Below are 23,952 nucleotides of genomic sequence, written 5' to 3'. Positions count from 1 at the left end.
CCGGCCCGCATCCCGGCCCGGCCCGGCCCGCATCCCGGCCCGGCCCGGCCCGCATCCCGGCCCGGCCCGGCCCGCATCCCGGCCCGGCCCGGCCCGCATCCCGGCCCGGCCCGGCCCGCACCCCGGCCCGGCCCGGCCCGCAGCCCGGGCGGGCCCGGCAGCGCAGCACCACCGCCGCGCCCGGCCCGCCCCGGCACATCCTGTGGCCGTGCGGCCGGCTCCGTGGCCCCGAGGGCGTGCGGGCGACTCCGGTGGCTGCGTGCCGGGCGGGCGGCTGTGGTTTCCGCGGGTCCGTCACCGGCTGCGCCGGGTCTGCCCGCCAAGCACCAAGCACCAAGCACCAAGCGCCAAGCGCCAAGCACCAAGCGCCAAGCGCCAAGCACCAAGCACCAAGCGCCGTGCGGGGCCGGGGTGCGTCCTTGGCCGGGGGCGTCGTGGCTGGGCGCGCAGTTCCCCGCGCCCCTGCGGGGCGCGCCGCACGCGCCGGCCCCGCCAGATCGGTTGCTCTCGGGCATCCGGCGCAGCTTGCATCGCACCGGGCCTGCCCGACCAGCCGTGGGGACGAAGACGTGCCATCAACGCTGCTGGTCGGCAGGGGGGGGTGCCGGTGCGGGGGAGGGGTGGTGGTGCGGGGCGCCGCTGGGGCTCGGTGACGGGCCGGACGGGGCGCGGGGGAGAGGCATACGCTCCCCCGCCGGGGGGCATGCGAGGCGGTCCCGCCCCCTCCCGCACGGCGCCACACCGTCCCGTCCCACCTGCCATCCCACGCCGCCCCGGCCCGGCACACCGGGCCGTGCGGCACCGGCCCCGTGGACCGATACCGACGGGGCTCCCCGCACGGGCCCCCGTACCAACTGGGCCCGCAGTACCGGGCCGTTGGCCGGCTGCTCCTGCCGCATCGTCCGCATACCAGCGGCGCCCGCCCGCCCCCCGGCCACGGCAGCTGCCCCCGTGGCCCCCATGGCCGCCCGACCCCGTTCCCGCCACGTCAACGCACCCGCATCCGCCCCCCTCTTTAGTCCTGGAGAGTCATGTCCCGTCGCCTGTTCACCTCGGAATCCGTGACCGAGGGCCACCCCGACAAGATCGCCGATCAGATCAGTGACACCGTCCTGGACGCCCTGCTCGGCCAGGACCCCGCCTCCCGCGTCGCCGTCGAAACCCTGATCACCACCGGCCAGGTGCACATCGCGGGCGAGGTGAGCACCACCGCCTACGCCGACATCGCCACCCTGGTCCGCAACAAGATCCTCGACATCGGCTACGACTCCTCGGCCAAGGGATTCGACGGCGCCTCCTGCGGGGTGTCGGTGTCCATCGGCGCCCAGTCGCCCGACATCGCCCAGGGCGTGGACGCCGCCTACGAAAACCGCGTCGAGGGCGAACAGGACGCACTCGACCGGCAGGGCGCCGGCGACCAGGGCCTGATGTTCGGCTACGCCACCGACGAGACACCCGCCCTGATGCCGCTGCCGATCGAGCTGGCCCACCGCCTCGCCCGCCGCCTGAGCCAGGTCCGCAAGGACGGCACCGTCCCCTACCTGCGCCCCGACGGCAAGACCCAGGTCACCATCGAGTACCACGGCAGCCGCCCCGTGCGCCTGGACACCCTGGTGGTCTCCTCCCAGCACGCCGGCGACATCGACCTGGCCGAGCAGCTCACCCCCGACGTGCGCACTCACGTCGTCGAGCCCGTCCTGGCCCAGCTCGCCGACGACGGCATCAAACTGGAGACCGAGGACCACCGCCTCTTCGTCAACCCCACCGGACGCTTCGAGATCGGCGGCCCGATGGGCGACGCCGGCCTGACCGGCCGCAAAATCATCGTCGACACCTACGGCGGCATGGCCCGCCACGGCGGCGGCGCCTTCTCCGGCAAGGACCCCTCCAAGGTCGACCGCTCGGCCGCCTACGCCATGCGCTGGGTCGCCAAGAACATCGTCGCCGCCGGCCTCGCGGCCCGCTGCGAGGTCCAGGTCGCCTACGCCATCGGCAAGGCCGAACCGGTCGGCCTGTTCATCGAGACGTTCAACACCGCCACCGTCCCCCAGGCCGCCATCGAAGCGGCCGTCACGGCCGTCTTCGACCTGCGCCCCGCCGCGATCATCCGCGACCTGGACCTGCTGCGCCCCATCTACGCCCGGACCGCCGCCTACGGCCACTTCGGCCGCGACCTGCCCGAACTGACCTGGGAACGCACCGACCGCGCCGACGCCCTGCGCGCGGTGGCCGAAGCAGGCTGACCCCCGCGCCGCCCTCCGCCCCCCGGGGCCGGGCACGCCGCAAAAAGCCCGGCCCCGGCGGCCCCCGCCCCCGCGGGGCGCCGCCGGGCCCGGGAGGGCCGCTGTCGACCTCACGCCTTCAAGAGGGAGTGCATTTCGCCGTGCGTATCGCCGTGACCGGATCCATCGCGACCGACCACCTGATGGTCTTCCCCGGACGCTTCGCCGAGCAGCTGATCAAAGAACAGCTCGAGCGGGTCTCCCTGTCCTTCCTCGCCGACCGCCTCGAAATCCGCCGGGGCGGCGTCGCCGCCAACATCGCCTTCGGCCTGGGCCTGCTCCACCTCAACCCCCTCCTGATCGGCGCGGCCGGCCAGGACTTCGCCGAGTACCGCCACTGGCTGCACGAACACGGCGTGGACACCAGCGCCGTCCAGGTCAGCGACACCCTGCACACCGCCCGCTTCGTGTGCACCACCGACCAGGACCAGAACCAGATCGCCACCTTCTACGCCGGCGCCATGGCCGAGGCCGCCCGCATCGACCTGGCCGCCGTGAGCGCCCGCACCGGCCCCCCCGCCCTCGTCCTCGTCGGCGCCGACGACCCCGCCGCCATGCTGCGCCACACCGCCACCGCCCACCGCCTGCACATCCCGGTGGCCGCCGACCCCTCCCAGCAACTGGCCCGCCTGGACCGCGACCAGGCCCGCCGCCTCGTCCAGGGCGCCCGCTGGCTGTTCACCAACGAGTACGAGGCCGCCCTGCTGCAGGAACGCACCGGCTGGAGCCGCCCCGAACTCCTGGAGCGGGTCGGCACCTGGATCACCACCCTGGGCGCCGGCGGCGTCGCCCTGGACCGCGCCGGCTGCCCCCGCCTGCCCGTTGCCGCCGTCCCCACCGACAAGATCGCCGACCCCACCGGGGCGGGCGACGCCTTCCGCGCGGGCTTTTTGGCCGCCACCGCCTGGAACCTGCCCCAGGAACGCGCCGCCCAGCTCGGCTGCGCCCTGGCCACCACCGTCCTGGAATCGGTCGGCACCCAGGAGTACAAACTCCTCCCCGCCGACCTGATCACCCGCATCGACCACACCTACGGACCCGCCGCCGCCCGCGCCCTGGAAACACAGATCACAGGCGAACGCACGAACCCCGCCCGCCCCGCCCCCGCACCGGACGGCGCCCCGCCCCCTCCCGCCGCCCGCCCCGGCGCCGGGGGCCGCTCATGAGGGCACTGCGCGACCTCATCGACGAGGAGAGCCCCAGCTTCTCCTTCGAGTTCTTCCCGCCCAAGAACCCGAGCGCGGCCCGCTCCCTGTGGCGCACCATCCGCCGCATCGAGACCCTGGCCCCCGCCTTCGTCTCGGTCACCTACGGCGCCGGCGGCTCCTCACGCGAACGCACCGTGGAGCTCACCACCCGCATCGCCGCCGAGACGACCCTGCGCCCCGTCGCCCACCTGACCGCGGTGGGCCACTCGGTGGCCGAACTGCGCCACATCATCGGCCAGTACGCCGACGCCGGGGTCCGCGACGTCCTGGCCGTCCGCGGAGACCCGCCCGGCGACCCGAACGGACCCTGGACGCCCCACCCCAAGGGCCTGGACCACGCCCACCAACTGGTGCGCCTGGTCAAGGAATCGGGCCAGTTCAGCGTCGGCGTGGCGGCCTTCCCCGAACGCCACCCGCGCTCCGCCGACTGGGACAGCGACATCGCCCACTTCGTCGCCAAGTGCCGGGCCGGCGCCGACTACGCCATCACCCAGATGTTCTTCCACGTCGAGGACTACCTGCGGCTGCGCGAGAAGGTGAGCGCCGCGGGCTGCGACACCCCGATCATCCCCGAGATCATGCCGGCCACCGACGTGCGCCAGATCAGCCGCTTCGCCCAGCTCAGCGGCGCCGCCTTCCCCGAAGCCCTGGCCCACCGCCTGGACGCCGCCCGCGACCACCCCGCCGAGGGCCACCGCATCGGCGTGGAGTACGCCACCGCCATGGCCCGCCGCCTGCTGGCCGAAGGCGCCCCCGGCCTGCACTACATCACCCTCAACCGCTCCACCGCGGCCCTCGACATCCACCGCAACATCACCGCCACACCCGCCACACCCGCCACACCCGGCGCATCCACCACGCCCGGCACGCCCGGTGTCCGGCCCGCCGGTCTCGCAGCCCGCCACTGACACGGCACCGCCCCCTCTTCTTCCGGGCCCGATCCCCCCGCTACCGACCCCACCCCACCAGGAGGCTGACGTGCACCACACCCACGAGGAGGACAGCAGGCCCAAGGACAGCAGGCGCCCCGCGGACGCCGCCGTCCGCACGCCGCCGCGCACCCCGGCGCTGCGCCTGGCCGGCATCGACGAGGACGACAGCGCCGAAACCAACGTCGTACGCGGCATCGACTGACCCCGCCCCGCCCCCCACCGGCCCCCCGCCCCGTACCCCTGCTCGTACCCCTGCTCCACCAGGAGGAGAGATGTCCGCAGCCCCACACACCCCCACCACCCCCACCGCGTCCGCCGCGTCTGCCGCGTCTGCGGGGACCGACGCCCTGAGCGATATCGGTGACGCCCTCGCCCGGGCCGGCGCGGCCTCCCTGACCGGCCGGCGCGCCGAGCTGGCCGAGGGCCTGCTGCGGGCGGCCCTGTCCCGCTGGGAGGACCCCCAGGTGCGCCCGCAGCTGCTGGCCGCCTTCAGCGCCGTCTTCACCGGCGAGGAAGGCGCCGCCCAGATGCGCGACTTCATGTCCCAGCAGATCTTCCGGCAGCTGGCGGCCTCGCTGCAGGAGGAGCCCAGGGACTTCGACGAGGTCGCCCGCGCCCTGGGCGTGCCGCCCATGAACATCAACGCCGCCCAGGCCCAGGTGTGGGGCGTGGCCGTCCTGCGCTACGTCGTCCGGCTGGAGCCGCTCGCCTCGGCCTCGGTGGACGACGTCGTCGCCCTCATCGCCCCCACCATCCAGCGCTACCTGGTCGCCTGAGCCCGCCACCGCCCCCGCCCCCGCCACCGCCCCTGCGGGACCCCGCGGCGCGCACGGGCCCTCACATTTGGGCAGCCCGTTTCGTCGGAGGGGAGGAGACGGACACCGGCCCGCGATCCGGCGGGGCGCACGAGTCACCGGCGCCGGCCGGAACATCCGCGCGGACGGCCTTTTCGGGTCGCACTTATTCGGAGGAAGTAAACAGGCCATGAGTACTCTCGACAAAGAGTCCCCGGGCGGGGCGAACGACGCCGTCGCCCAGTCCGACCCGAGGCGCTGGAAAGCACTGGGCGTCCTGGCCGCGATTCAGTTCATGCTCGTCATGGATGTCACGATCGTGCTCGTCGCTCTCCCCGAGATCGACAAGGACCTGACCTTCAGCACCGAGGGCGACCTCGCCTGGGTCCTCAACGGCTACGTGCTGATGGCCGGCGGCTTCCTCCTGCTGGGCGGCCGGCTGGCCGACATGTTCGGCCGCCGCAGGGTCTTCATGATCGGTGTGATCTGCTTCGGCGTCGCCTCGGCCACCTGCGGCGCCGCGATGTCCTCCGGCATGCTGGTCTCCAGCCGCTTCGTCCAGGGCCTGGGCGAGGCCCTGTGCGGCCCGGCCGCACTCGGCATGATCCCCATCCTCTTCCCCGACGCCCGCGAGCGGATGAAGGCCCTGGGCGTCTGGGGCGGCACCGCCGCCCTGGGCGGCGTGATCGGATCGGTCGTCTCCGGTGCGCTCACCGAATGGATCGACTGGCGCTGGATCTTCTACATCAACATCCCCATCGCGCTCGCCGCGCTCATCCTGGTGCCCCGCGTCATGCCCGAGAGCCGCATGGAACGCGAGGGCCGCAGCGTCGACTTCGCCGGCGCCGTCGGCATCACCGGCGGCCTGGTCGCCGTCGTCTACGGCCTGATCAAGGCCGCCGACCACGCGTGGGGCTCCTCCACCGTGCTCCTGCCGCTGCTGGCCGGCATCGGCATCCTGCTGCTGACCGCCGTGTGGGAGACCCGCGTCTCCGACCCGATGGTGCCCATCCGCTTCTTCACCAACCGCACCCGGGTCACCTCCAACGTCGTGACCCTGGCGCTGCTCGCCAGCTTCCACTGCTACGCCTTCCTGCTCATCATCTACATGCAGCAGGTCCTCAACTACTCCGCGATCAAGGCGGGCATGGCCGTGGTGCCGCTGGCCTTCGCGATGGGCGCCGGCATGGGCGCCGCTTCCGCTCTGATGCCCCGCATCGGCGTCAAGGCGGTCCTGGCCATCGGCTTCGGCGGCGCCGCCGTCGGCCTGTTCGTCGCCAGCTCCCTGGAGGCCGACTCCTCCTACGTCGGCGGCGTCCTGCCGGGCATGCTCGTCTTCGGCATCTTCAGCGCCATGTGCTATCCCGCCCTGGTCAACGGCGCGCTCTACCAGGTCACCGGCAAGGACTCCGGGCTGGCCTCCGGCGTGCAGACCGCCATGCAGCAGATCGGCGGCGCGCTGGGCCTGGCCACCCTGGTGCCCATCGCCATCCGCTACACGAGCGACCACATCGGCGACGGCGTCCTGCCCACCGTCGCCCAGTCCGACGGGGCCTCGCGGGCCTTCCAGGTGGGCGCCATCCTGGTGGCCGCCGCGGCCGTCCTGGTCATCGCGCTGATGCAGAAGGTCGACGCCACGCCCCGCAACGTGCTGGCCGAGGCGGATGCCGAGCCCGGCGACGAAGCGCCGGCCCAGCCCACCACCACCGGCGCCGCCTCCTGAAAGCGCGTGAGCGCCCACTGAGCCACTGAGCCGGCCTTGGACCGCACCGCCCCCGGGGACCATCCCCCCTCCGGGGGCGCTGTGCTGTCCACCCCCGTGCCCGCCCGGGCCACCCCCCCCCGCCGCACGCCCGCAGTCGGGCGCCGGCAGGAGGGAACAGGGCCGTGATCCATGCCACTTCGGGGCGCTCTAGGCGCGGAGGCGGGCCGCGTGTCACTATTCCAGGGCGCCCACCCTGCCCAAAAACAGCACCCCGGCCGGTACTTGGGCGCTTTTCCGTCCCCCCTCTTTCCTTGCGCACCGGAAAATTCATTCCTGCCGCTTCCGCGGGCCCGCCCGCAGAGCGCCGGCCGCGCCCGCACCACGGCCACCGCGCCCGCGCCCGGGCCCGCGTCACGCAGCTGAGCGACACCCTCCCCGCAGAGCGGAAAGGAGCAGGCCCATGACCACCACCGCAGTGAGGGACACCCGCGCCTGCGCGCCGGACCGCACCGGGGGCACGGACACGGTTACGGGCACGGGTGTGCCGGCCCTCTCGAGCGCCCCGCCGACCCCGGCTGCCCGGGCGCTGCCGGGCCCGGGGCAGTACGCCGCCCCGGTAGGGGCCCGCCCGGGATCCCGCCGCCCGGCGGCCCGGATGCGGCCCGCGGGCCCAGGAGGCGGCATGGCCGCGGGGTCCGCCCCCCAGGCATGGTGAACGGCTACCGTCCGCCCCGCGACAGCGGCTGACGGCCGGCCGCGGGACGGACGCGGGAGCAGCACGCGCAGCGCGGCCCACCGGCCGCCAGCGCCCCCCGCGATCCGCACATCCCCCCTGTCGCACATGCCGTGCCCCCCGCCCCGCTCGCGCCCCGTGGCGCACGGGGCGCGGGGCCGCCGCCCGGTCGAGGTCTCTCCCGGGCCGGCGGGGCGTGTGCGTCCCAGCACCGCCGGCTCTCGCTCGCCGCGGTGCTCCCGGCCGGACGTGAGCGGCGCCGCCCCTCGTGTGCTTGTGCGGCGGCGCCCGGCGTGCGGTCTCGCCCCGTTGCGTGACCAGCAGAAACGGTAGACATGACAGCGACACACAGCACGGTATGCCTGATCGGTGCCGGACCGCGCGGGCTGTCCGTACTCGAGCGCCTGTGCGCCAACGCCCGCTCGCGCCCCAAGGACCACACCGTGCACATTCATGTGGTCGACCCCTACCCGCCCGGCCCCGGCCAGGTCTGGCGTACCGACCAGTCCCCGCACCTGCTGATGAACACCGTGGCCGGCCAGATCTCCCTGTTCACCGACGCCACCGTCGACCTGCACGGCCCCCTGGAGCCCGGACCCAGCCTGTACGAGTGGGCCACCACCCTCACCGCCGCCGCCACGGATGCCACCGCCACCCCTACGGATGCCACCGCCACCCCTACGGGTGCCGCCGCGGCCGCGGATGACACTGCGGGCGGCGCCGATGACACCGCCGCCGGCGGGAGCGGCGTCTTCGGCCATCCGGCCGGCGTCCTGCAGGAGGCCCGCGCCCTGGGCCCCGACACCTACCCCACCCGCGCCTTTTACGGCCACTACCTGCGCTGGGCCTACCGGCGCATCGTGCGGGGCGCCCCGGACGGCGTGCGGGTCACCGTCCACCGCTGCCGGGCCCTGGCCCTGGACGATGAGGGCGCCACCGGCCACCCGCAGGGGCCGCCGCAACAGCGGGTGCGGCTCAGCGACGGCGCCGTGCTGCGCCACCTGGACGCGGTCGTCCTGTGCCAGGGCCACCTGCCGGCCCGCGCCGATGACGCCGAGCGGGCCTTCGCCGCCCGCGCCCGGCAGTCGGGCCTGCGCCACCTCGCGCCGGCCAACCCCGCCGACGTCGACCTGGACGCCCTGGAGCCGGGCAGCAGGGTGCTGCTGCGCGGCCTGGGACTGAACTTCTTCGACTACCTCGCCCGGCTCACCGCCGGGCGCGGCGGCCGCTTCTCGCGCACCGGCAGCCGCCTGGTCTACCACCCCTCGGGCCGCGAGCCCCGCCTGTGCGCGGGCTCCCGGCGCGGCATCCCCTACCAGGCCCGCGGCGAGAACGAGAAGGGCCCGCACGGCCGGCACCGGCCGCTGCTGCTCACCGAGCGGCGCATCGGCGAGATGCGCCGCCGGGCCGGCGCGTCCGCCCTGGACTTCCGGGCCGATCTGTGGCCGCTGATCGCGGCGGAGGTGGAGGGCGTCTACTACCGCACGCTGCTGTCCTCGCGCGGCAAGCACGGGCCCAGCGAGCAGTTCCAGGCCGACTACCTGGCCGCCGGCACGGTGCGGCGCGGCGCGCTTCTCACGGCGTACGGCATCGGCGAGAAGGACCGCTGGGACTGGGAACTGCTCGCCCGGCCCTACCGGGGGCGGGAGTTCACCGGCCCGCACGACTTCACCGGCTGGCTCCTGGACCATCTGCGCCAGGATGTCGCCGAGGCCCGCACCGGCAACCTCAGCAGCCCCCTGAAGGCGGCCCTGGACGTCCTGCGCGACCTGCGCAACGAGATCCGCCTGGCCGTCGACCACAACGGGCTGCACGGCGACTCCCACCGCGAGGACCTGGACGGCTGGTACACCCCGCTCAACGCCCACCTCTCCATCGGCCCGCCGGCCCGCCGCGTCGAGGAGATGATCGCGCTGATCGAGGCCGGGGTGCTGGAGGTGGTGGGCCCGAACCTGGTGGTACGCCTGCGTCCGGGCGGCTGCACCACCCACTCCCCGCTGGTGCCCGGCTCGGTGCGGCGCGTGGACACGCTCATCGAGGCGCGGCTGCCCGCGATCACCCTGCGCCGTACCGGTGATGCGCTGCTGCGCCGGCTGCTGGACAGCGGCCAGTGCACCACCCACCGCATCCCCACCCGCACCAAGGAGCCCTACGAGAGCGACGGCCTGGCCGTCACCCGGCGCCCGTTCCATCTGCTGGACGCCGCCGGGCGCCCGCACCCGCGCCGCTTCGCCTTCGGGGTGCCCACCGAGTCGGTGCACTGGGTGACGGCCGCCGGTATCCGCCCCGGCGTCAACTCGGTGACCCTCACCGACGCCGACGCCATCGCCCGCGCGGCCCTGGCCTGCCCCACCACCACCCCCGCCGCCCCCACCACCCCCGCCGCCTCCACCACCCCGGCGGCCTCCACTGCTCCCGCTGCCCCAACCTCCGCCCCGGGGGCGGCCGTTCACCCCGCACAAGGAGTCACGCATGCCCACTGACCCCGCCCCCGCCGCCCCGCCCGCCCCGCCCGCACCGGCGGCCCTGGCGGCCCCGGCGCTGCCGGATGCCGGGCTGCTCGCCCCGGTCTGGGCCGGCACCCCCGTGGCCGGCGCGGTCGGCGACGGCGCGTGGCTGCAGGCCATGCTGGACGCCGAGGCGGCCCTGAGCCGGGCCCAGGCCCGCCTGGGCACGGTGCCCGCGGCCGCCGCCCGCACCATCACCGAGGCCGCCCGCGCCGAGCGCCTGGACCTGCCGGCGCTGGCCGCCCGGGCCCGCCAGTCCGCCAACCCGGTGGTCGCCCTGGTGCAGGAACTGACCGCGCTGGTCCAGGCCCTGGACCCGCAGGCGGCCGCCTACGTGCACCGCGGGTCCACCAGCCAGGACATCCTGGACACCGCGGCCGTCCTGGTGGCCCACCGGGCGCTGGGCCTGATCCGCGCCGACCTGGCCCGCCTCGAGCAGGACCTGGCCCGCCTGGCCCGCACCCACCAGGACACCCTGATGGCCGGGCGCACCCTGGCCCTGCACGCGGTGCCCACCACCTTCGGCTGCAAGGCGGCCGGCTGGCGCAGCCTGGTCCTGGACGCCGCGCAGAAACTGGCCGACCTCCAGGCCCGGGCCCCGGTCCAGCTCGGCGGCGCCGCCGGGACCCTGGCCGGCTACCTCCACCACGCCCCGGGCGCCGAGCCCGCCGCCTACACCCGCGAGCTGACCGCCGCCTTCGCCGCCGAACTGGGCCTTTGTGCCCCGCTGCTGCCCTGGCACGTGCTGCGCACCCCCGTGGCCGACCTGGCCCAGGGCGCCGCGTTCACCTGCACCGCCCTGGGCAAGATCGCCGTCGATGTGCTGTCGCTGACCCGCACCGAGGTCGGCGAGGTGCACGAGCCGGCGCCCGCCGGGCGCGGCGCGTCCTCGGCGATGCCGCACAAACGCAACCCCGTCCTGTCCGCGGCCATCCGCTCCGCCGCCCTGCAGGCGCCCCCGCTGGCGGCCGGCGTCCTTGGCTGCATGCTGAGCGAGGACGAACGCTCCGCCGGCGCCTGGCACGCCGAGTGGGAACCGCTGCGCGCCCTGCTGCGGCTGGCCGGGGGAGCGGCCCACCAGGCGGTGGAACTGGTCTCCGGCCTGTCGGTGGACACCGGGCGGATGCGCGCGAACGCGGCCCTGACCGGCGGGCAGATCGTCTCCGAGAAGATCGCCGCCGTCCTGGCCCCGCTGCTGGGCAAACCAGCGGCCCGCGCCCTGCTCAACGAGGCCTGCGCCGAGGCCGCCCGCACCGGCGCGCCCCTGGCCGGCCTCCTGCGGGCCGATGCGCGGGTGGCCGCACTGCTGGACGAAGAGCGCCACCGCGACCTGTTCGCGCCCGGCGCCTACACCGGGGCCGCCGCCGCACTGACCGAGCGCGCCCTGACCCGCACCCTGCCCGCCTGAGAGCCTGTCTTTGAACCCCCGTCGTCCGCGGGAAGCGCGGGCGCAGCGGTGGATTGGGGCCTCCCCTGCTCGAGCGGAGCCGAGAGCTTGGGGAAGCGTGCGATCGGTGTGCGGAGTTCCAGGTCATGTGGCGGAGCCACCTGTCCTGGGGCTCCGTGCGCCGAGCGTGCGTGCCGGGCGCCGGGGCGCAGGCGGGGGTTCAAAGACAGGCTCTGAGAGCACACACCCCGGCCCGCACCCTCCAGCAGGGCGCGGGCCGGCGTGCGGGGCAGGGGCAAGGGGAGGGGCAGGGACGGGGCGGGGGGCGGGGGTCAGGAACGGGCGGCGGCGCCGGCCGGCCGGCGCCGCAGGGCGATCTCGGTGAGTTCCTCTATGTCGAACTGCGAACGCCCCGGGGTGCCGTAGCGGGTTATCTTGCCGCGGCTCACCCATTTGCGGATCGTCGCCTCGGAGACACCCGTGGCCAGGGCGGCCACATTCGTGGGTACGAGCCGGTGGCGCGGTGGTCTGTTCATGCGGCGTCCTTCCGTTGCCGGTCCAAGAGATGCCGGAGGGTCAGTAATTCGCGCATTTCCCATGAATGTCCTGACGTGCAGCTGATGCTGCCCCTGGCCGGGCTCCTTGCGGCACGCTGCGCGGTATTGATCGTCCCCGGGCAGTCGTCCACCACGCACCCGATGGCGGGCGTGCGGTGCTCTTCCGAATCCGGGTCGATGGCGCGCAGCGATTCCACCTGGAGGCCTTCGACTTCATCGGCGAATTCCACGGCGGGGGGCTGGGCGGTGAGCCACTCAAGATGGCGTATCAAAAAGGAGGCGAGCTGGGGGACGGAGCGCCCGGGAGGAGCGGTTTCGAGCTTCTCCACCACATACAGCGACCACGACTCCAAGATGGCGAGAATATTGTTCCGGGCGTCGAGCGCGGAAATATTCAGGTGGTCGCGCCTGCGGCTGCCCGACACCTTCGTCGGGTTCCTGCGCCGGGCCGTCGGCAGAATGTGGTGCAGCCCCTCCTGGTGCAGGCCGGGAAGGGTGCGCAGGGTGCGCTCCAGCTGCCCGGCACACGCGGCGCACAGCACACGGCCGGCGGCGGCCCGCACCTCGGGAGCATGGTTCCTGGGACATGAGTGAAACTCCATTGAATCTCCTTCATGAGCTGACGCGCCCCGCGGCCGGCCGCCGGAAACAATTCCGCGCCGATCACCGCAGTGAATGCTGAAACGAAGGCCCCCGAAGACGGGGGCGCGACCGAAAGGCCCGGCCAAAGACCGCGGAAGAACACCGCGGCGGCGGGAAGGACCCGGTCAGTGAATTACGGCAAAAGAAGCGGAACAGGCCCGGCAGGCGCAGGCTCTGATGTGTTCCCTCGATACGGCCGTCATGTGCATTCCATCCCCCCGTTACTGCCCCAGAACCCACCGCCACCTAGCCGCGGCCATGGGTGCACTCGGAGAGTTCCATGAGCGGTCGGGGGGTGTCAACGTGCACCCCGGCGGGAAGAGAGCGGTAATCCAGCGGTGTTAAATTTTTCCTTTCGTAATCGATCCCCCCTAAAGGGGAATTCTAGATTCCCCTTTTCTTCAGCGGGGCTCGAGTTCCCTTCCGGAACCGCCTCTGTGCCGTGCCGGGCCCCGCCCCGGCCGGCCGCCCCCCCACCGTGCTCGCTCTCTACGCCAAGGAAGTCAAGGCTGTGGCCATGGAAACGACCTGTATCGCAACCGACCAGCAAGGGGCGGCCGACGCACGCCGCACCAGCGAGGAACTGCTGCAGCGGATGGAACACCATCTGCGGGCCTTCCTCTTGGCCGAACACGACGTATGGGCGGGGGTGAACGAACGGGCGGCCGGCGCCGTCGACGCACTGCGCGGCCTGGTCGCGGCCGGCGGCAAACGCATCCGGCCCGCCTTCTGCATCGCCGGCTACCTCGCCGCCGGCGGCGACCCCGAGGACCCCGTGGCCGTGACGAGCGCCGCAGCCCTGGAAATGCTGCACGCCTCGGCCCTCATCCACGACGACATCATCGACGCCTCCAGCCACCGCCGCGGCCTGCCCACCGTCCACGCCCACCACTCCGCCCAGCACGCCGCACGCGCCTGGCAGGGCGAATCCCGCCGGTACGGCGAGGGCGTGGCCCTCCTCGTCGGCGACCTGGCCCTGGTCTACTCCGAACAGCTGATGGCCCCCGCACCCGCCGCGGTCACCCCGGTGTGGAACAGGCTGCGCTCGGAACTGATGATCGGCCAGTACATGGACATGACCGCGGCCGCCGAATTCCTCATCGACCCCCACCTCTCCCGCTGGATCGCCCTGGCCAAGTCCGGCCACTACACCATCCACCGCCCCCTGGCCGTCGGCGCGAGCGCCGCCGAACGGCCCGACCTCGCCCCCGCCTTCGAACAGTACGGCGAGGCGGTCGGCGAGGCGTTCCAGCTCCGCGACGACCTGCTGGACGCCTTCGGCGACTCCGCCGCCACCGGCAAACCCGCCGGCCTGGACTTCAGCCAGCACAAGATGACCCTGCTCCTGGGCTGGGCGATGCAGCGCGACCCGCGCATCCACCGCCTGATCACCACCCCCGGCCACACCCCCGAGGAGGTCCGCCGCCGCCTGCTGGACACCGGCGTCCCCGATGACGTCGAAAAGCACATCGCCGGCCTCGTCGAGCAGGGCTGCACCGCCATCGCCGCCACCCCCATCGACCCGGTGTGGCGCAGCGAACTGACGGCCATGGCCGAACGGGTCGCCTACCGCACCGCCTGAAAGCCGCCCACCGCACCGCGTCCGCCCGCGGGGCAGGGCAGTTCGGGGCGGGGCGGGGGAGTCCCGCACCCTCCCGCCCCGCCACCCCGGCCCCGCTGCGCCGAAGCCCCGCCCCGGCGGGTGCCCGCACCAACCCCCCGGCCACGGCCGGGGAGTTGGCGCCGGGCGGGCGGGGACGGTGCTGCGGGCACCCGCGCGAACCGGCCAAGCTGCGCGCGGCAGGCGACCGGACGGCAGCAACGTGCGGCCACCCCGCCCGCCCCCGCCCCCCGCCCCCGGGCCGGGCTGCCCCCGCTGAGCGCCCGTCTGTGAACCCCCGCCGGGCCCCGCTTCCCCCGCACCCCGTTGCGGCGTACCGTCCCGCCCGCCCCCCCGGCCGGCGCGCCGAGCGCGGCGCCCGGCACCCGGCAAGGCGGCCGCCACCCCAACTCCGCGCCCCGCGGCGGGCGTTCAGACGCCGGGCGCGCACTCGAAGACCGCCTGAGTCCGCATCGGGAGCACCTCGAGGACCGCTCGACCCCCGCCCCCTCTGCCCCCGCCCGCCCCCTCACCCCCCGGCCCCTGCGGACCCCCGCACCGGGGGCGCGGACCCCTCCCCACCAGGCACAACGAGCCCGCACACCGCGACCGGGGGCGGCCCCGCGGCCGGCCCGCGGCGGCGCGGCGCCGGGCGCGGCACCCGGGCACGCCCTTGGCCAAAGCCCGCCGCCGCGGGCCGCGCACGCCGCATGATGCAACCACCAAGGCACCGGAAGGGCGGCCAGATGAGTGCGGACGCACACGGCGTCACGGACAACGGCAGCGGCGGCCGCGGCCACGCCGTAGTGATCGGTTCGAGCCTCGCCGGGCTCACCGCGGCACGGGCCCTGGCCAACACCATGGACCACGTCACCGTCATCGAGCGCGACCGCCTGCCCCACGGCGCAGGCCGGCGCCGCGGCGTACCCCAGGCACGGCACACCCACAGCCTGACGACCACCGCCCAACAGGGCCTGGAACAGCTCTTCCCCGGCGTCGGGAAGGACCTGCAGCGGGCCGGCGCGATCCGGGTGCGCCTGCCCCAGGACATGCTGCTGCTCGGCCCGCAGGGCTGGCTGCCCCGCTTCGACTCGGGCCTGTCGATGCTTAGCGCCGGCCGCGACCTGATCGATGCGGTACTGCGCCAACGACTGCACGCCGAGCCCAGGGTCAGCTTCCTGCCCGCCCACGAGGCCACCGCCCTGCAGCCCGGCCGCAACGACACCGTCACCGGCGTCTGGGCCCGCCCCCGCGAACGCCGCAGTCCCAACGGCTGGGGCCCGCCCCGCCTGATACCCGCCGACTTCGTGGTGGACGCCTCGGGCCGCGGCTCCCGCGCCCCGCACTGGCTGGCCGAACTCGGCTACGACAGCCCCCGCGAGAGCGTGACACCGGCCCGCAGCACCTACGTCTCCACCGTCTTCGCCCCGCCCGTCGGCCACGTCGCCGACTGGAAGGCACTGCTGCTCATGGCCTCACCCGACCACCCCCACCAGGGCACGCTCAACCCCATCGAGGGCGGCCGCTGGTCGCTCACCCTGTGCACCGGCGACGGCACACAGCCGCCCGCCGACCACACCGCACTGCTGCACGCCGCCGGCGCCCTGCGCCACCCGCTGCTGCGCGACGTCATCGAGGCCGCCACCCCCCTGGGCCCCCTCTACACCTGCGCCCACACCGAGAACCGCTGGCGCCACTACGAGAAACTGCGCCGCTGGCCCGATCAGTTCCTCGTCGTCGGCGACGCCCTGGCCGTCCTGGACCCCGCCCACGGCCCGGGCATGACCCTGGCCGTCCAGGGCGCCCTGGTCCTGGACCACCTGCTGGCCGGCCACGGCACCACCGTCGGCCTCACCTACCGGCTGCGCCGCGCCCTGGCCCACCGCCTGGCCCCCGCCTGGCAGTCCAGCACCCGCCACCTGCGTACCGGCAACGGCCAGGACGCGCCCACCGGACTGCGCGCCCGCCTCGCCCGGCGCTACACGGCCCGGATCGCCGCCGCCGCCCCCACCGACCCGCACGCCGCCACCCAGCTCATCGCCCGCATCCAGGCCGCCGGACCCCTGGCCGCCGTCCCCCGCCCCCCGGCCCCGCACACCCCGCCCGCCGTCCCGCCCGCCGCCGTCGCGGCGCCGCCCAGCCGCACCCACGGCCCCCGCACGCCCCGGCGCCCGGCCCCGGCGGCCGCGCCCGCCATCGGGGTGGCCACCGGCTCCGCCCGCCTGCGCCCGCCCGGCTCCTCGGCGCAGTGGCCGGCCCCCGCGCCCCGGGCCCGCCCCCGCCCCTAAACCCCCGGCCGGCCGGCCCCGCCGCAAGAGGGGAGGCCGGGCACAGACGCCACCCGGCATGGACATAAGGTTCTGGCATGACAAGAGCGCAGCAACTACCTGCTGTAGAGGCCGACTTGGGCCACCCGCAACGGGTGCGCGGCACCAACACCCCGCCCGTCCCAGCACAGTTGACGACACGCCGGTCACCGGCACTCGAAGCCCGCTCGAAACCCGCTCAAGAACCAGCGGAGTTGGGGCAGGGCTCCGGCTCGAGCGCGGTTGTCCGGCCGCACACGGTGTCGATAGCGTTCCTCCCGCTTCAGGGCACGGGCCCGTTTGCGCCGCCGCAGGCCGCCCCCGCCACCGGCCGCACCCCGGCCGGCCCGGGTGTGCCTGTGACCACCGAGCGGCGAGGGGAGGGCGCGCGGGCATGAGCATCACCGACGAGGCACCGCAGCGGGAGCGGACCAGGGCCCCACAGGGCGAACGCGTCGCCGACTGGGCGGACGGCCGCCTCGGGATCTACCAGTGGCGCACCCTGATGCGCAAGGTCTTCCCCGAGCACTGGTCCTTCATGTTCGGCGAGATAGCGCTCTACAGCTTCATCATCCTGATCCTCACCGGCCTCTACCTCACCATGTTCTTCAACCCCAGCATGGGCGAGACGGTCTACCAGGGCCCGCACGTCCCGCTGCAGGGCGTGCAGATGTCGGAGGCCTACGCCTCCACCCTGCGCATCAGCTTCGAGGTGCGCGGCGGCCTGTTCATCCGCCAGCTGCACCACTGGGCCGCCCTGACCATGATCGCCGCGACGATGGCGCACACCCTGCGCCACTTCCTGACCGGCTCCTTCCGCAAGCCGCGCGAGCTCAACTGGCTGATCGGCGTGGTCCTGCTGGTCCTGGTCACCCTGGAGGGCTTCTTGGGCTACTCGCTGCCCGACGACCTCCTCTCGGGCACCGGCCTGCGCATCGCCGAAGGCGTCACCCTGGCCATCCCGCTGGTGGGCACCTACCTGACGATGTTCCTGTTCGGCGGCGAGTTCCCCAGCACGGACGTCATCCCCCGCTTCTACAGCCTGCACATCCTGCTGCTGCCCGGCATCATGCTGGCCCTGGTCACCGTCCACCTGATCCTGGTCGTCTACCAGAAGCACACCCAGTTCCGCGGCCCGGGCCGCACCCAGAAGAACGTGGTCGGCCAGCCCCTCATGCCGCACTACGCGGCCAAGGCCGGCGGCTTCTTCTTCCTCGTCTCCGGCGTCCTGGCACTGATGGCGGGCATCGCCCAGATCAACGCCGTCTGGGTCTACGGCCCCTACCGGCCCGACCAGATCTCCCAGGGCTCCCAGCCCGACTGGTACATGGGCTTCCTCGAAGGCGCCCTGCGCGCCTTCCCCGCCTGGGAGTTCGCCCTGGCCGGCCACACCGTCAACATGGGCGTCCTCATCCCGGCCGTCGTCCTGCCCACCCTGCTGATCGCCATCGCCGCGCTCTGGCCGTTCATCGAGGCCTGGATCACCGGCGACCAGCGCGAGCACCACCTGCTGGACCGGCCCCGCGAACAGCCCGCCCGCACCGCGTTCGTCTCCTCCCTCGCCGCCTTCTACCTGGTGCTCTTCTTCGGCGGCTCCAACGACATCCTCGCCGAGCGCTTCCACCTGTCGATGAACGCGATCACCTGGACGGTCCGCATCGGCGTCTTCGTCATCCCGGCCCTGACCTACGTCATCACCAGGCGGATCTGCATCGGCCTGCAACTGCGCGACCGCGACAAGCTCCTGCACGGCCGCGAGAGCGGACGCATCAAACGCCTGCCGCACGGCGAGTTCGTCGAGGTCCACGAACGCCTGGACCGCGGACAGGAGTACATGCTCCTCTCCCGCGAGATCCACCAGCCGCTGCCGGCCCCGCCGCGCGAGGACGACCGCGGCGTGCCCAACCCCAAATCCCGCACCCAGCTGGTCCGCCACCGGCTCAGCCGCTGGCTCTCCGGCGGCCAGATCCCCCACCCCAGCCCGCAGGAGATGCAACACGCCCTGACCCACCTGAACCCCTCCTCCAACGGCAACGGCAACGGCCACGCACCGGCTGCCCTGCCCGCCCCCGCCGAGCACCGCGAGAGTGACCAGCCCCTGCACTGACCGGCCCGGGGGCCCGGCCCACCGCGGCCGCCCCCCCCACGAACGCGGCGCGGGTGACCAGGGGACGGGTCACCCGCGCCGCCCTGCACCGCCCCCGGCCCCGACCGGCCCCCCCGCCCGGGCCGCGGGCCGCGTCCGGGCAGCCGGGGGAGGGGATACGCGGGGTCGGGCGCCCCGCCCCGGCACCGCACCCGCAGCCCGGCGAAGGCGGTACGCGGCCGGGCACCCTCCGCAACCCGCCCGCACCGTCCCCCCCCGCAGCCCAGCGCTCCGCCCCGCACCCCAACGCCCCATGCCCTCCCCACCCGGGCCCGTCCAGGCCGGGGGAGGGCAGCGGTGCACGCGCGGGCGCCCCTGTGGGGCCGGGCCCCGCACCCCGCCCCGTATCGCGCCCCTCCAGGCCGGGGGAGGGCAGCAGTGCACGCGCGGGCCTCCCTTGGGGGGCCCCGCCCCAGCCCCCGCCCCGTACCTCGGGGCCCGGCCCCGGCCCGGCAGCCCGCCCCGCGCCCCGCATCCCCCTCGGGCCGCGCCCCGCATCCCCTTCGGGCCGCGCCCCCCCGCACGCCGCCCCAACTCCCGCCCCCCTCCCGCCTGTTCGCCAAGGGCGAGGGCGCCCCCGGCGGGCCCCGCCCTCATGCGCGCCCCCAACTCCCGCCCGCGACCGGCCGTTCGCCATGGCGAGGGCCCCCGGCGGGCCCCGCCCCCAAGCGCGCCCCCAACTCCCGCCCCGCGCGCGGCCGTTCGCCGCACCGCAGGCCCCGGCAGGCTCCGCATCCGCGCGCCCCGTCCCGCACCCCGTGCGCCCGACCGGCGTCAGGGATGCCCGGCGCGGGCCGGGGGAGGGGCCGCACCCGGCTCCGCTTGGAGTGACCCACGTCACTTTGTAGGACTCTTGGTGCGGGGCCCCGCCCGTGTCACTATTTCTGCAGACCTCCCCTGCCCAAAAACTGCGCCCCCTCCTTGTCGAGTGTGGAGCCCTTGGCCGCCGGGGGAGTTGCGTCAGGGCGCCGGGCGGCGCGGGAGTCCCGCACACCGCCTGACGGCCCCTCACCCCGGAAGTCCCCGGCCCCGGCCGAGCCCGCCGGCAGGCCCCCGCCGCCCGGCCCGGCGGCCCGCGCAGTCCCCGTCCTGCGCGCCCGGCCGGCACCCCGGCCCTCGTTCCGCAACCCCCCGCGAGTCCCGCGCACGGCCGCCTGGCCGGCCCGGTGCGCCGCCTTGTCCTTGCCGCCGGCCACACCGGCGCCGCAATCCACCCATGGAGGAATGATGTCGGGAACCGCCGATCTGGCGAGTGTCTACGCCGCCGTCGAGGAGTCAGCCGGGCTGCTGGACGTCACCTGCTCGCCCGAGAAGGTGCGGCCCATCCTGGCCGCGTTCGAAGAGGTCCTGCCCGATGCCGTGATCGCCTTCAGGGTGGCCACCAACGCGCGCCACGAGGGGGAGTTCGACTGCCGCTTCACGGTGCCCGCGAGCATCGACCCCTACGCCGTCGTGCTGGAGAAGAAGCTCACCACCCAGAGCGGCCACCCGGTCGAGTCCCTGATCGGCGAGGTCCAAAAGCACTGCTCCGTCGACAGCTACGGCGTCGACTTCGGGGTCCTGGGCGGTTTCAAGAAGATCTGGGTGTACTTCCCCGGCGGCCGCCACGAGAGCATCGGCCACCTGGCGGGCCTGGACTCCATGCCCGCCGCCCTGGCCCACAACGAGGACTTCTTCGCCCGCTACGGCCTGGCCGACAAGGTCGACCTGATCGGCATCGACTACGGCAGCCGGACGATGAACGTCTACTTCGCCGCCACCCCCGAGGTCGTCGCCCCCGACACCGTCAAGGCGATGCACCGCGAGATCGGCCTGCGCGAGCCCAGCGAGCAGATGCTTGACTTCTGCGGCAAGGCGTTCGGCGTCTACGCCACCGTCAACTGGGAGTCGGCGAAGGTCGAGCGGATCTCCTACAGCGTCAAGACGGAGAACCCGCTGGAGCTCTCCGCCCGGCTCGGAACCAAGGTCGAGCAGTTCCTGAAGAGCGTTCCCTACGGCATCGACACGCCCAAGATGGTCTACGCCGCGGTGACTTCCGGCGGCGAGGAGTACTACAAGCTCCAGTCCTACTACCAGTGGCGCACCAACAGCCGGCTGAACCTTTCCTACGTCGGCGGACGTTCGTGATCAGCAGTCCCCGCAGCACCCCCCGCACACTCTTCGAAAGGGATCAGCGCACAATGACGTCAACTGAAGCCACTCTCGGACGCTTTCGCGAGTACATGGTGGGCCCCTCGCGGTTCATGAGCCTGCTGTCCGTCTTCGAGCTCGGCATCATCGACAAGCTCCGCGAGCACCCCGCACTGACCGCAGCCGAACTCGGCGAGGCCGTCGGCGCCAAGCCCGACGCCGTCGAGCAGCTGCTGTTCCTGCTGGTCAAGGAGGGCTTCGTCGCCCAGGACGAGACGAGCGGCGCCTACACCCTGGACGCGCTCGCCGAGGTCGCCGAGAGCGACCTGAAGCGCGCCCTCACCTACATGAACATGATCAAGGTGGTGGCGCTGCGGCAGCTGTTCTACCTCACCGACAGCGCGCGCACCGGCACGATCGTGGGACTGAAGGAGCTGTACGGCACCGAGGGCGGCACCCTCTACGACGCGGTGGCCGAGCACCGCGACCTCAACGACGCCTGGCTGACGCTGATGAACAACGTCACCGCCAACATCGACCCCTGGTTCTTCGCCAACGTCGACGTGCCGGCCGGCGCGCAGGTGCTGGACGTGGCCGGCAACACCGGGCTCGGCGCGATCCACACCTACCGGCACAAGGCCTCCCCGGGACTGAAGGTGACCACCTTCGACCTGCCGGAGAAGGAAGCCGCCTGCCTGGAGAACTTCGACAAGCACGGGGTGCGCGAGCACTGCTCCTTCATCGGCGGCAACGTCTTCGACGAGATCCCCGCCGGCTTCGACACCGTACTGATCAAGCACTTCCTCGACATGTTCGACAAGGACGACGTCTTCACCATCCTGCGCGGCGTCTACCGCGCGCTCGAGCCGGGCGGCACCGTCAACATCATGGTGCCGGTCTACCCCGAGGACATCCGCGACACCGACAACTACAACGTCGACTTCTTCCCGGCCTTCTTCATCGGCTGCACCATGGGCCAGGGCGGCCCGCAGAAGATGTCGGTCTACCAGAGCTGGCTGGAGGAGTGCGGGTTCAAGGTCACCAAGGCCATCACCAAGGACCCCGCCGAGGTGCCCCGCGACGTCATCCCCGTCCAGGCCATCCTGTGCGCGACGAAGGTCGCCTGAGCGGCCCGTGCCCGGGCACCGCGGACCGGCGCGTCCGCCGTGCCCGCGCCCTGCCGCCCGCAAGCGCCGACCGGCACCTGGAGGATGCATGCCCGCAGTGACCGGGACCGACGACGTGTGCGCGGCCATCGAGGAGGCGGCCCGCCTGGTGGGCCTGGACTGCCCGCCGCAGACAGTCCGGCCCGTCCTGAGCGCGTACGCGGACGGCCTGGCCCAGGCCGGTGTCGTCTACAGCGTCTCGACCCACGGGCCACGCCCGGCCGAGCTCGACTACACCGTCACGGTGCCGGTGAGCAGCGGCGATCCCTACGCCACCGCGCTGGCCCACGGATTCCTCACCCCCACCGACCACCCCGTCGCCGCCCTGCTGTCCGCCGTCCGCGAGCGGTTGACGGTCAGCGAGTACCTCATCGACGCCGGGGTCGTCGCCGGGTTCAGCAAGATCTACGCGCACTTCCCGCAGGACGTGCGCCGCACGGGAGAACTCGCCGCCCTGCCCGCCATGCCCGGCGCCCTGGCCACGAACGCCGCCCTGCTCGAACGGCACGGCCTGCGCGACGTCGCGATGCTCGGGATCGACTACCGGCGCCGCACGGTCAACCTGTACTTCACCCAGCTGAGCCAGGAGTGCCGCACCCCGGCCAACCTGCGCTCCCTGCACCGCGAGCTCGGCCTGCCCGAGCCCGACGAGCAGATGCTGGCCTTCGCGGGGCGCTCGTTCAGGATCTACACCACCCTGGCCTGGGACTCCCCGCGCATCGAGCGGGTCTGCTACGCCCCGCCGCCCGCCCGCGGCTGGGACCGGGCCGGCCTGCCGGTGCCCATCACCGACCAGGTCGAGCAGTTCGTGCGCAGCGCCCCGCGCGCCTACGCGGGCGAGCCCATCGTCATCGCGGCCGTCAAGTGGGAGAGCGGCGGGCACTACCTCAACCTGGGCCCCTACTACCAGCTCTCGCCTCTGATGCGAAAAGTGATCAGCGCGGTGCACAACGGCAGGATATGAACACGTCCTGAACTCTTTTCCGCGCAGAGAAATTGCCTGACCCGGGACCCGGTCCAGGGTCAGGCAATTTCTCTGCCAGGAACCGCCCTTTTCCCGCCACAAAAGGCGCACCGCATTGTTTTGGCCGATGCGGGCCCCGCCATGCCCATCTTGAAGTTGAACATTGAACCATGTTCAGGAGTGTAACGTCGGAACGGTGTTGATTTTGCCCTCGGCAATCAGGCAGGATCACCCAAGTCAACAGGGGGATTCCACTTCTGTGGCGACCCCCCTCATTCATTCGCCATTCACAGAAGGGGACACCCGTGTCCGAAACCGCCACCACCGAGGGCTTCAGCGACGCCGCCGAACTGCGCCGCGCCAACCGGGCCACCGTCGAGCAGTACATGCACACCCTGGGCCAGGACCGGCTGCGCCGGCACGAGCTGTTCACCGAGGACGGCCGGGGCGGCCTGTGGACCACCGACACCGGATCCCCGGTGGAGACGGTGGGCCGCGACCGGCTGGCCGAGCACGCCGTGTGGTCCCTCGGCTGCTTCCCGGACTGGGAGTGGTACAACATCCAGATTTTCGAGACCCAGGACCCCAACCACTTCTGGGTGGAATGCGACGGCCGCGGGAAGATCCTCTTCGGCGACTACCCCGAGGGCTACTACGAGAACCACTTCCTGCATTCCTTCGAACTCGAGAACGGCAAGATCAAGCGCAATCGCGAGTTCATGAACCCGTTCCAGCAGCTGCGGGCACTCGGCATACCGGTCCCGGAAATCAAGCGCACCGGCATCCCCACCTGAGAACCACTACATTACCGCTGGATCGGAGTACGTCAATGGAAGACGTTATACGGGAGATTCGTATCCGCGGGGCTCTGCAGCAACCCGACTGGAGCGACA

The 23,952-nt window shown here is 73.5% G+C and carries 17 protein-coding genes; 15 read left to right on the top strand and 2 right to left on the bottom strand.

Annotated elements, in window-relative coordinates:
* Positions 1-1,031: 1,031 nt before the first annotated feature.
* From metK to AC07DI_RS36935, 8 genes are all read left to right on the top strand, one after another.
* Complete coding sequence (metK, locus tag AC07DI_RS36970) at positions 1,032-2,243, top strand: methionine adenosyltransferase (protein ID WP_478909294.1); 1,212 nt, start codon at positions 1,032-1,034, stop codon at positions 2,241-2,243.
* 140 nt (positions 2,244-2,383) lie between these two features.
* Entirely contained in the window at positions 2,384-3,448 is a 1,065-nt protein-coding gene (locus tag AC07DI_RS36965; protein ID WP_478909292.1) for a carbohydrate kinase family protein, read from the top strand.
* On the top strand, positions 3,445-4,398 hold the full coding sequence (gene metF / locus AC07DI_RS36960) for a methylenetetrahydrofolate reductase [NAD(P)H] (RefSeq protein WP_478909290.1): 954 nt from the start codon (positions 3,445-3,447) through the stop codon (positions 4,396-4,398). Before AC07DI_RS36965 ends, metF begins: the two co-directional genes overlap by 4 nt.
* A gap of 70 nt (positions 4,399-4,468) precedes the next feature.
* A complete protein-coding gene (locus AC07DI_RS36955) occupies positions 4,469-4,624 on the top strand; it encodes a hypothetical protein (protein WP_384261876.1) in 156 nt (51 codons plus the stop codon).
* A 70-nt stretch (positions 4,625-4,694) separates the two neighbouring features.
* A complete protein-coding gene (locus tag AC07DI_RS36950) occupies positions 4,695-5,198 on the top strand; it encodes a TetR/AcrR family transcriptional regulator (protein WP_478909287.1) in 504 nt (167 codons plus the stop codon).
* A 208-nt stretch (positions 5,199-5,406) separates the two neighbouring features.
* On the top strand, positions 5,407-6,939 hold the full coding sequence (locus AC07DI_RS36945; protein WP_478909285.1) for an MFS transporter: 1,533 nt from the start codon (positions 5,407-5,409) through the stop codon (positions 6,937-6,939).
* Between the two features lie 1,050 nt (positions 6,940-7,989).
* A complete protein-coding gene (locus AC07DI_RS36940; protein ID WP_478909284.1) occupies positions 7,990-10,137 on the top strand; it encodes an FAD/NAD(P)-binding protein in 2,148 nt (715 codons plus the stop codon).
* Positions 10,127-11,569: a nitrosuccinate lyase gene (locus AC07DI_RS36935; protein WP_384261888.1), complete on the top strand. Its 1,443-nt coding sequence runs from the start codon at positions 10,127-10,129 to the stop codon at positions 11,567-11,569. The genes AC07DI_RS36940 and AC07DI_RS36935 overlap by 11 nt, the downstream gene beginning before the upstream one ends.
* 311 nt (positions 11,570-11,880) lie before the next feature.
* Here the strand turns inward: AC07DI_RS36935 and AC07DI_RS36930 are convergent, their stop codons facing one another.
* Positions 11,881-12,084, bottom strand: coding sequence for a MerR family transcriptional regulator (locus tag AC07DI_RS36930; protein WP_389613889.1), 204 nt, complete (start codon positions 12,082-12,084; stop codon positions 11,881-11,883).
* A complete protein-coding gene (locus AC07DI_RS36925) occupies positions 12,081-12,707 on the bottom strand; it encodes a hypothetical protein (RefSeq protein WP_384261891.1) in 627 nt (208 codons plus the stop codon). Before AC07DI_RS36925 ends, AC07DI_RS36930 begins: the two co-directional genes overlap by 4 nt.
* 557 nt (positions 12,708-13,264) lie before the next feature.
* Here AC07DI_RS36925 and AC07DI_RS36920 point away from each other — a divergent pair.
* The 7 genes from AC07DI_RS36920 (at position 13,265) to AC07DI_RS36890 (ending at position 23,853) form a co-directional block, all read left to right on the top strand.
* The gene (locus AC07DI_RS36920) at positions 13,265-14,329 is read left to right on the top strand and encodes a polyprenyl synthetase family protein (RefSeq protein WP_478909281.1); all 1,065 of its coding nucleotides are present in this window, start codon (positions 13,265-13,267) and stop codon (positions 14,327-14,329) included.
* Between the two features lie 764 nt (positions 14,330-15,093).
* Positions 15,094-16,635: an FAD-dependent oxidoreductase gene (locus AC07DI_RS36915; protein WP_478909279.1), complete on the top strand. Its 1,542-nt coding sequence runs from the start codon at positions 15,094-15,096 to the stop codon at positions 16,633-16,635.
* A 412-nt stretch (positions 16,636-17,047) separates the two neighbouring features.
* Complete coding sequence (gene qcrB / locus AC07DI_RS36910; protein WP_478909277.1) at positions 17,048-18,760, top strand: cytochrome bc1 complex cytochrome b subunit; 1,713 nt, start codon at positions 17,048-17,050, stop codon at positions 18,758-18,760.
* A gap of 1,263 nt (positions 18,761-20,023) precedes the next feature.
* The gene (locus AC07DI_RS36905; protein ID WP_478909276.1) at positions 20,024-20,926 is read left to right on the top strand and encodes an aromatic prenyltransferase; all 903 of its coding nucleotides are present in this window, start codon (positions 20,024-20,026) and stop codon (positions 20,924-20,926) included.
* Positions 20,927-20,979: 53 nt separating this feature from the next.
* Positions 20,980-22,056 (top strand): methyltransferase, encoded by a 1,077-nt coding sequence (locus AC07DI_RS36900; RefSeq protein WP_384261905.1) that lies wholly within the window; start codon positions 20,980-20,982, stop codon positions 22,054-22,056.
* Positions 22,057-22,144: 88 nt separating this feature from the next.
* Complete coding sequence (locus AC07DI_RS36895) at positions 22,145-23,059, top strand: aromatic prenyltransferase (RefSeq protein ID WP_478909275.1); 915 nt, start codon at positions 22,145-22,147, stop codon at positions 23,057-23,059.
* 305 nt (positions 23,060-23,364) lie between these two features.
* The gene (locus AC07DI_RS36890) at positions 23,365-23,853 is read left to right on the top strand and encodes a PhzA/PhzB family protein (RefSeq protein ID WP_384261911.1); all 489 of its coding nucleotides are present in this window, start codon (positions 23,365-23,367) and stop codon (positions 23,851-23,853) included.
* Positions 23,854-23,952: the final 99 nt, after the last annotated feature.

The organism is Streptomyces sp. NPDC044106, assembly GCF_056433985.1.
This window is presented reverse-complemented; position numbering and strand designations above follow the sequence as displayed.

Bases quoted from the DNA above. Each gene is read 5' to 3' on its own strand.
- AC07DI_RS36900 (WP_384261905.1), top strand. From the start codon at position 20,980: ATGACGTCAACTGAAGCCACTCTCGGACGCTTTCGCGAGTACATGGTG.
- AC07DI_RS36925 (WP_384261891.1), bottom strand. From the start codon at position 12,707: ATGGAGTTTCACTCATGTCCCAGGAACCATGCTCCCGAGGTGCGGGCC.
- AC07DI_RS36945 (WP_478909285.1), top strand. From the start codon at position 5,407: ATGAGTACTCTCGACAAAGAGTCCCCGGGCGGGGCGAACGACGCCGTC.
- metF (WP_478909290.1), top strand. From the start codon at position 3,445: ATGAGGGCACTGCGCGACCTCATCGACGAGGAGAGCCCCAGCTTCTCC.
- AC07DI_RS36895 (WP_478909275.1), top strand. From the start codon at position 22,145: ATGCCCGCAGTGACCGGGACCGACGACGTGTGCGCGGCCATCGAGGAG.
- AC07DI_RS36920 (WP_478909281.1), top strand. From the start codon at position 13,265: ATGGAAACGACCTGTATCGCAACCGACCAGCAAGGGGCGGCCGACGCA.
- AC07DI_RS36940 (WP_478909284.1), top strand. From the start codon at position 7,990: ATGACAGCGACACACAGCACGGTATGCCTGATCGGTGCCGGACCGCGC.
- AC07DI_RS36935 (WP_384261888.1), top strand. From the start codon at position 10,127: ATGCCCACTGACCCCGCCCCCGCCGCCCCGCCCGCCCCGCCCGCACCG.
- metK (WP_478909294.1), top strand. From the start codon at position 1,032: ATGTCCCGTCGCCTGTTCACCTCGGAATCCGTGACCGAGGGCCACCCC.
- AC07DI_RS36915 (WP_478909279.1), top strand. From the start codon at position 15,094: ATGAGTGCGGACGCACACGGCGTCACGGACAACGGCAGCGGCGGCCGC.
- qcrB (WP_478909277.1), top strand. From the start codon at position 17,048: ATGAGCATCACCGACGAGGCACCGCAGCGGGAGCGGACCAGGGCCCCA.
- AC07DI_RS36950 (WP_478909287.1), top strand. From the start codon at position 4,695: ATGTCCGCAGCCCCACACACCCCCACCACCCCCACCGCGTCCGCCGCG.
- AC07DI_RS36905 (WP_478909276.1), top strand. From the start codon at position 20,024: ATGATGTCGGGAACCGCCGATCTGGCGAGTGTCTACGCCGCCGTCGAG.
- AC07DI_RS36930 (WP_389613889.1), bottom strand. From the start codon at position 12,084: ATGAACAGACCACCGCGCCACCGGCTCGTACCCACGAATGTGGCCGCC.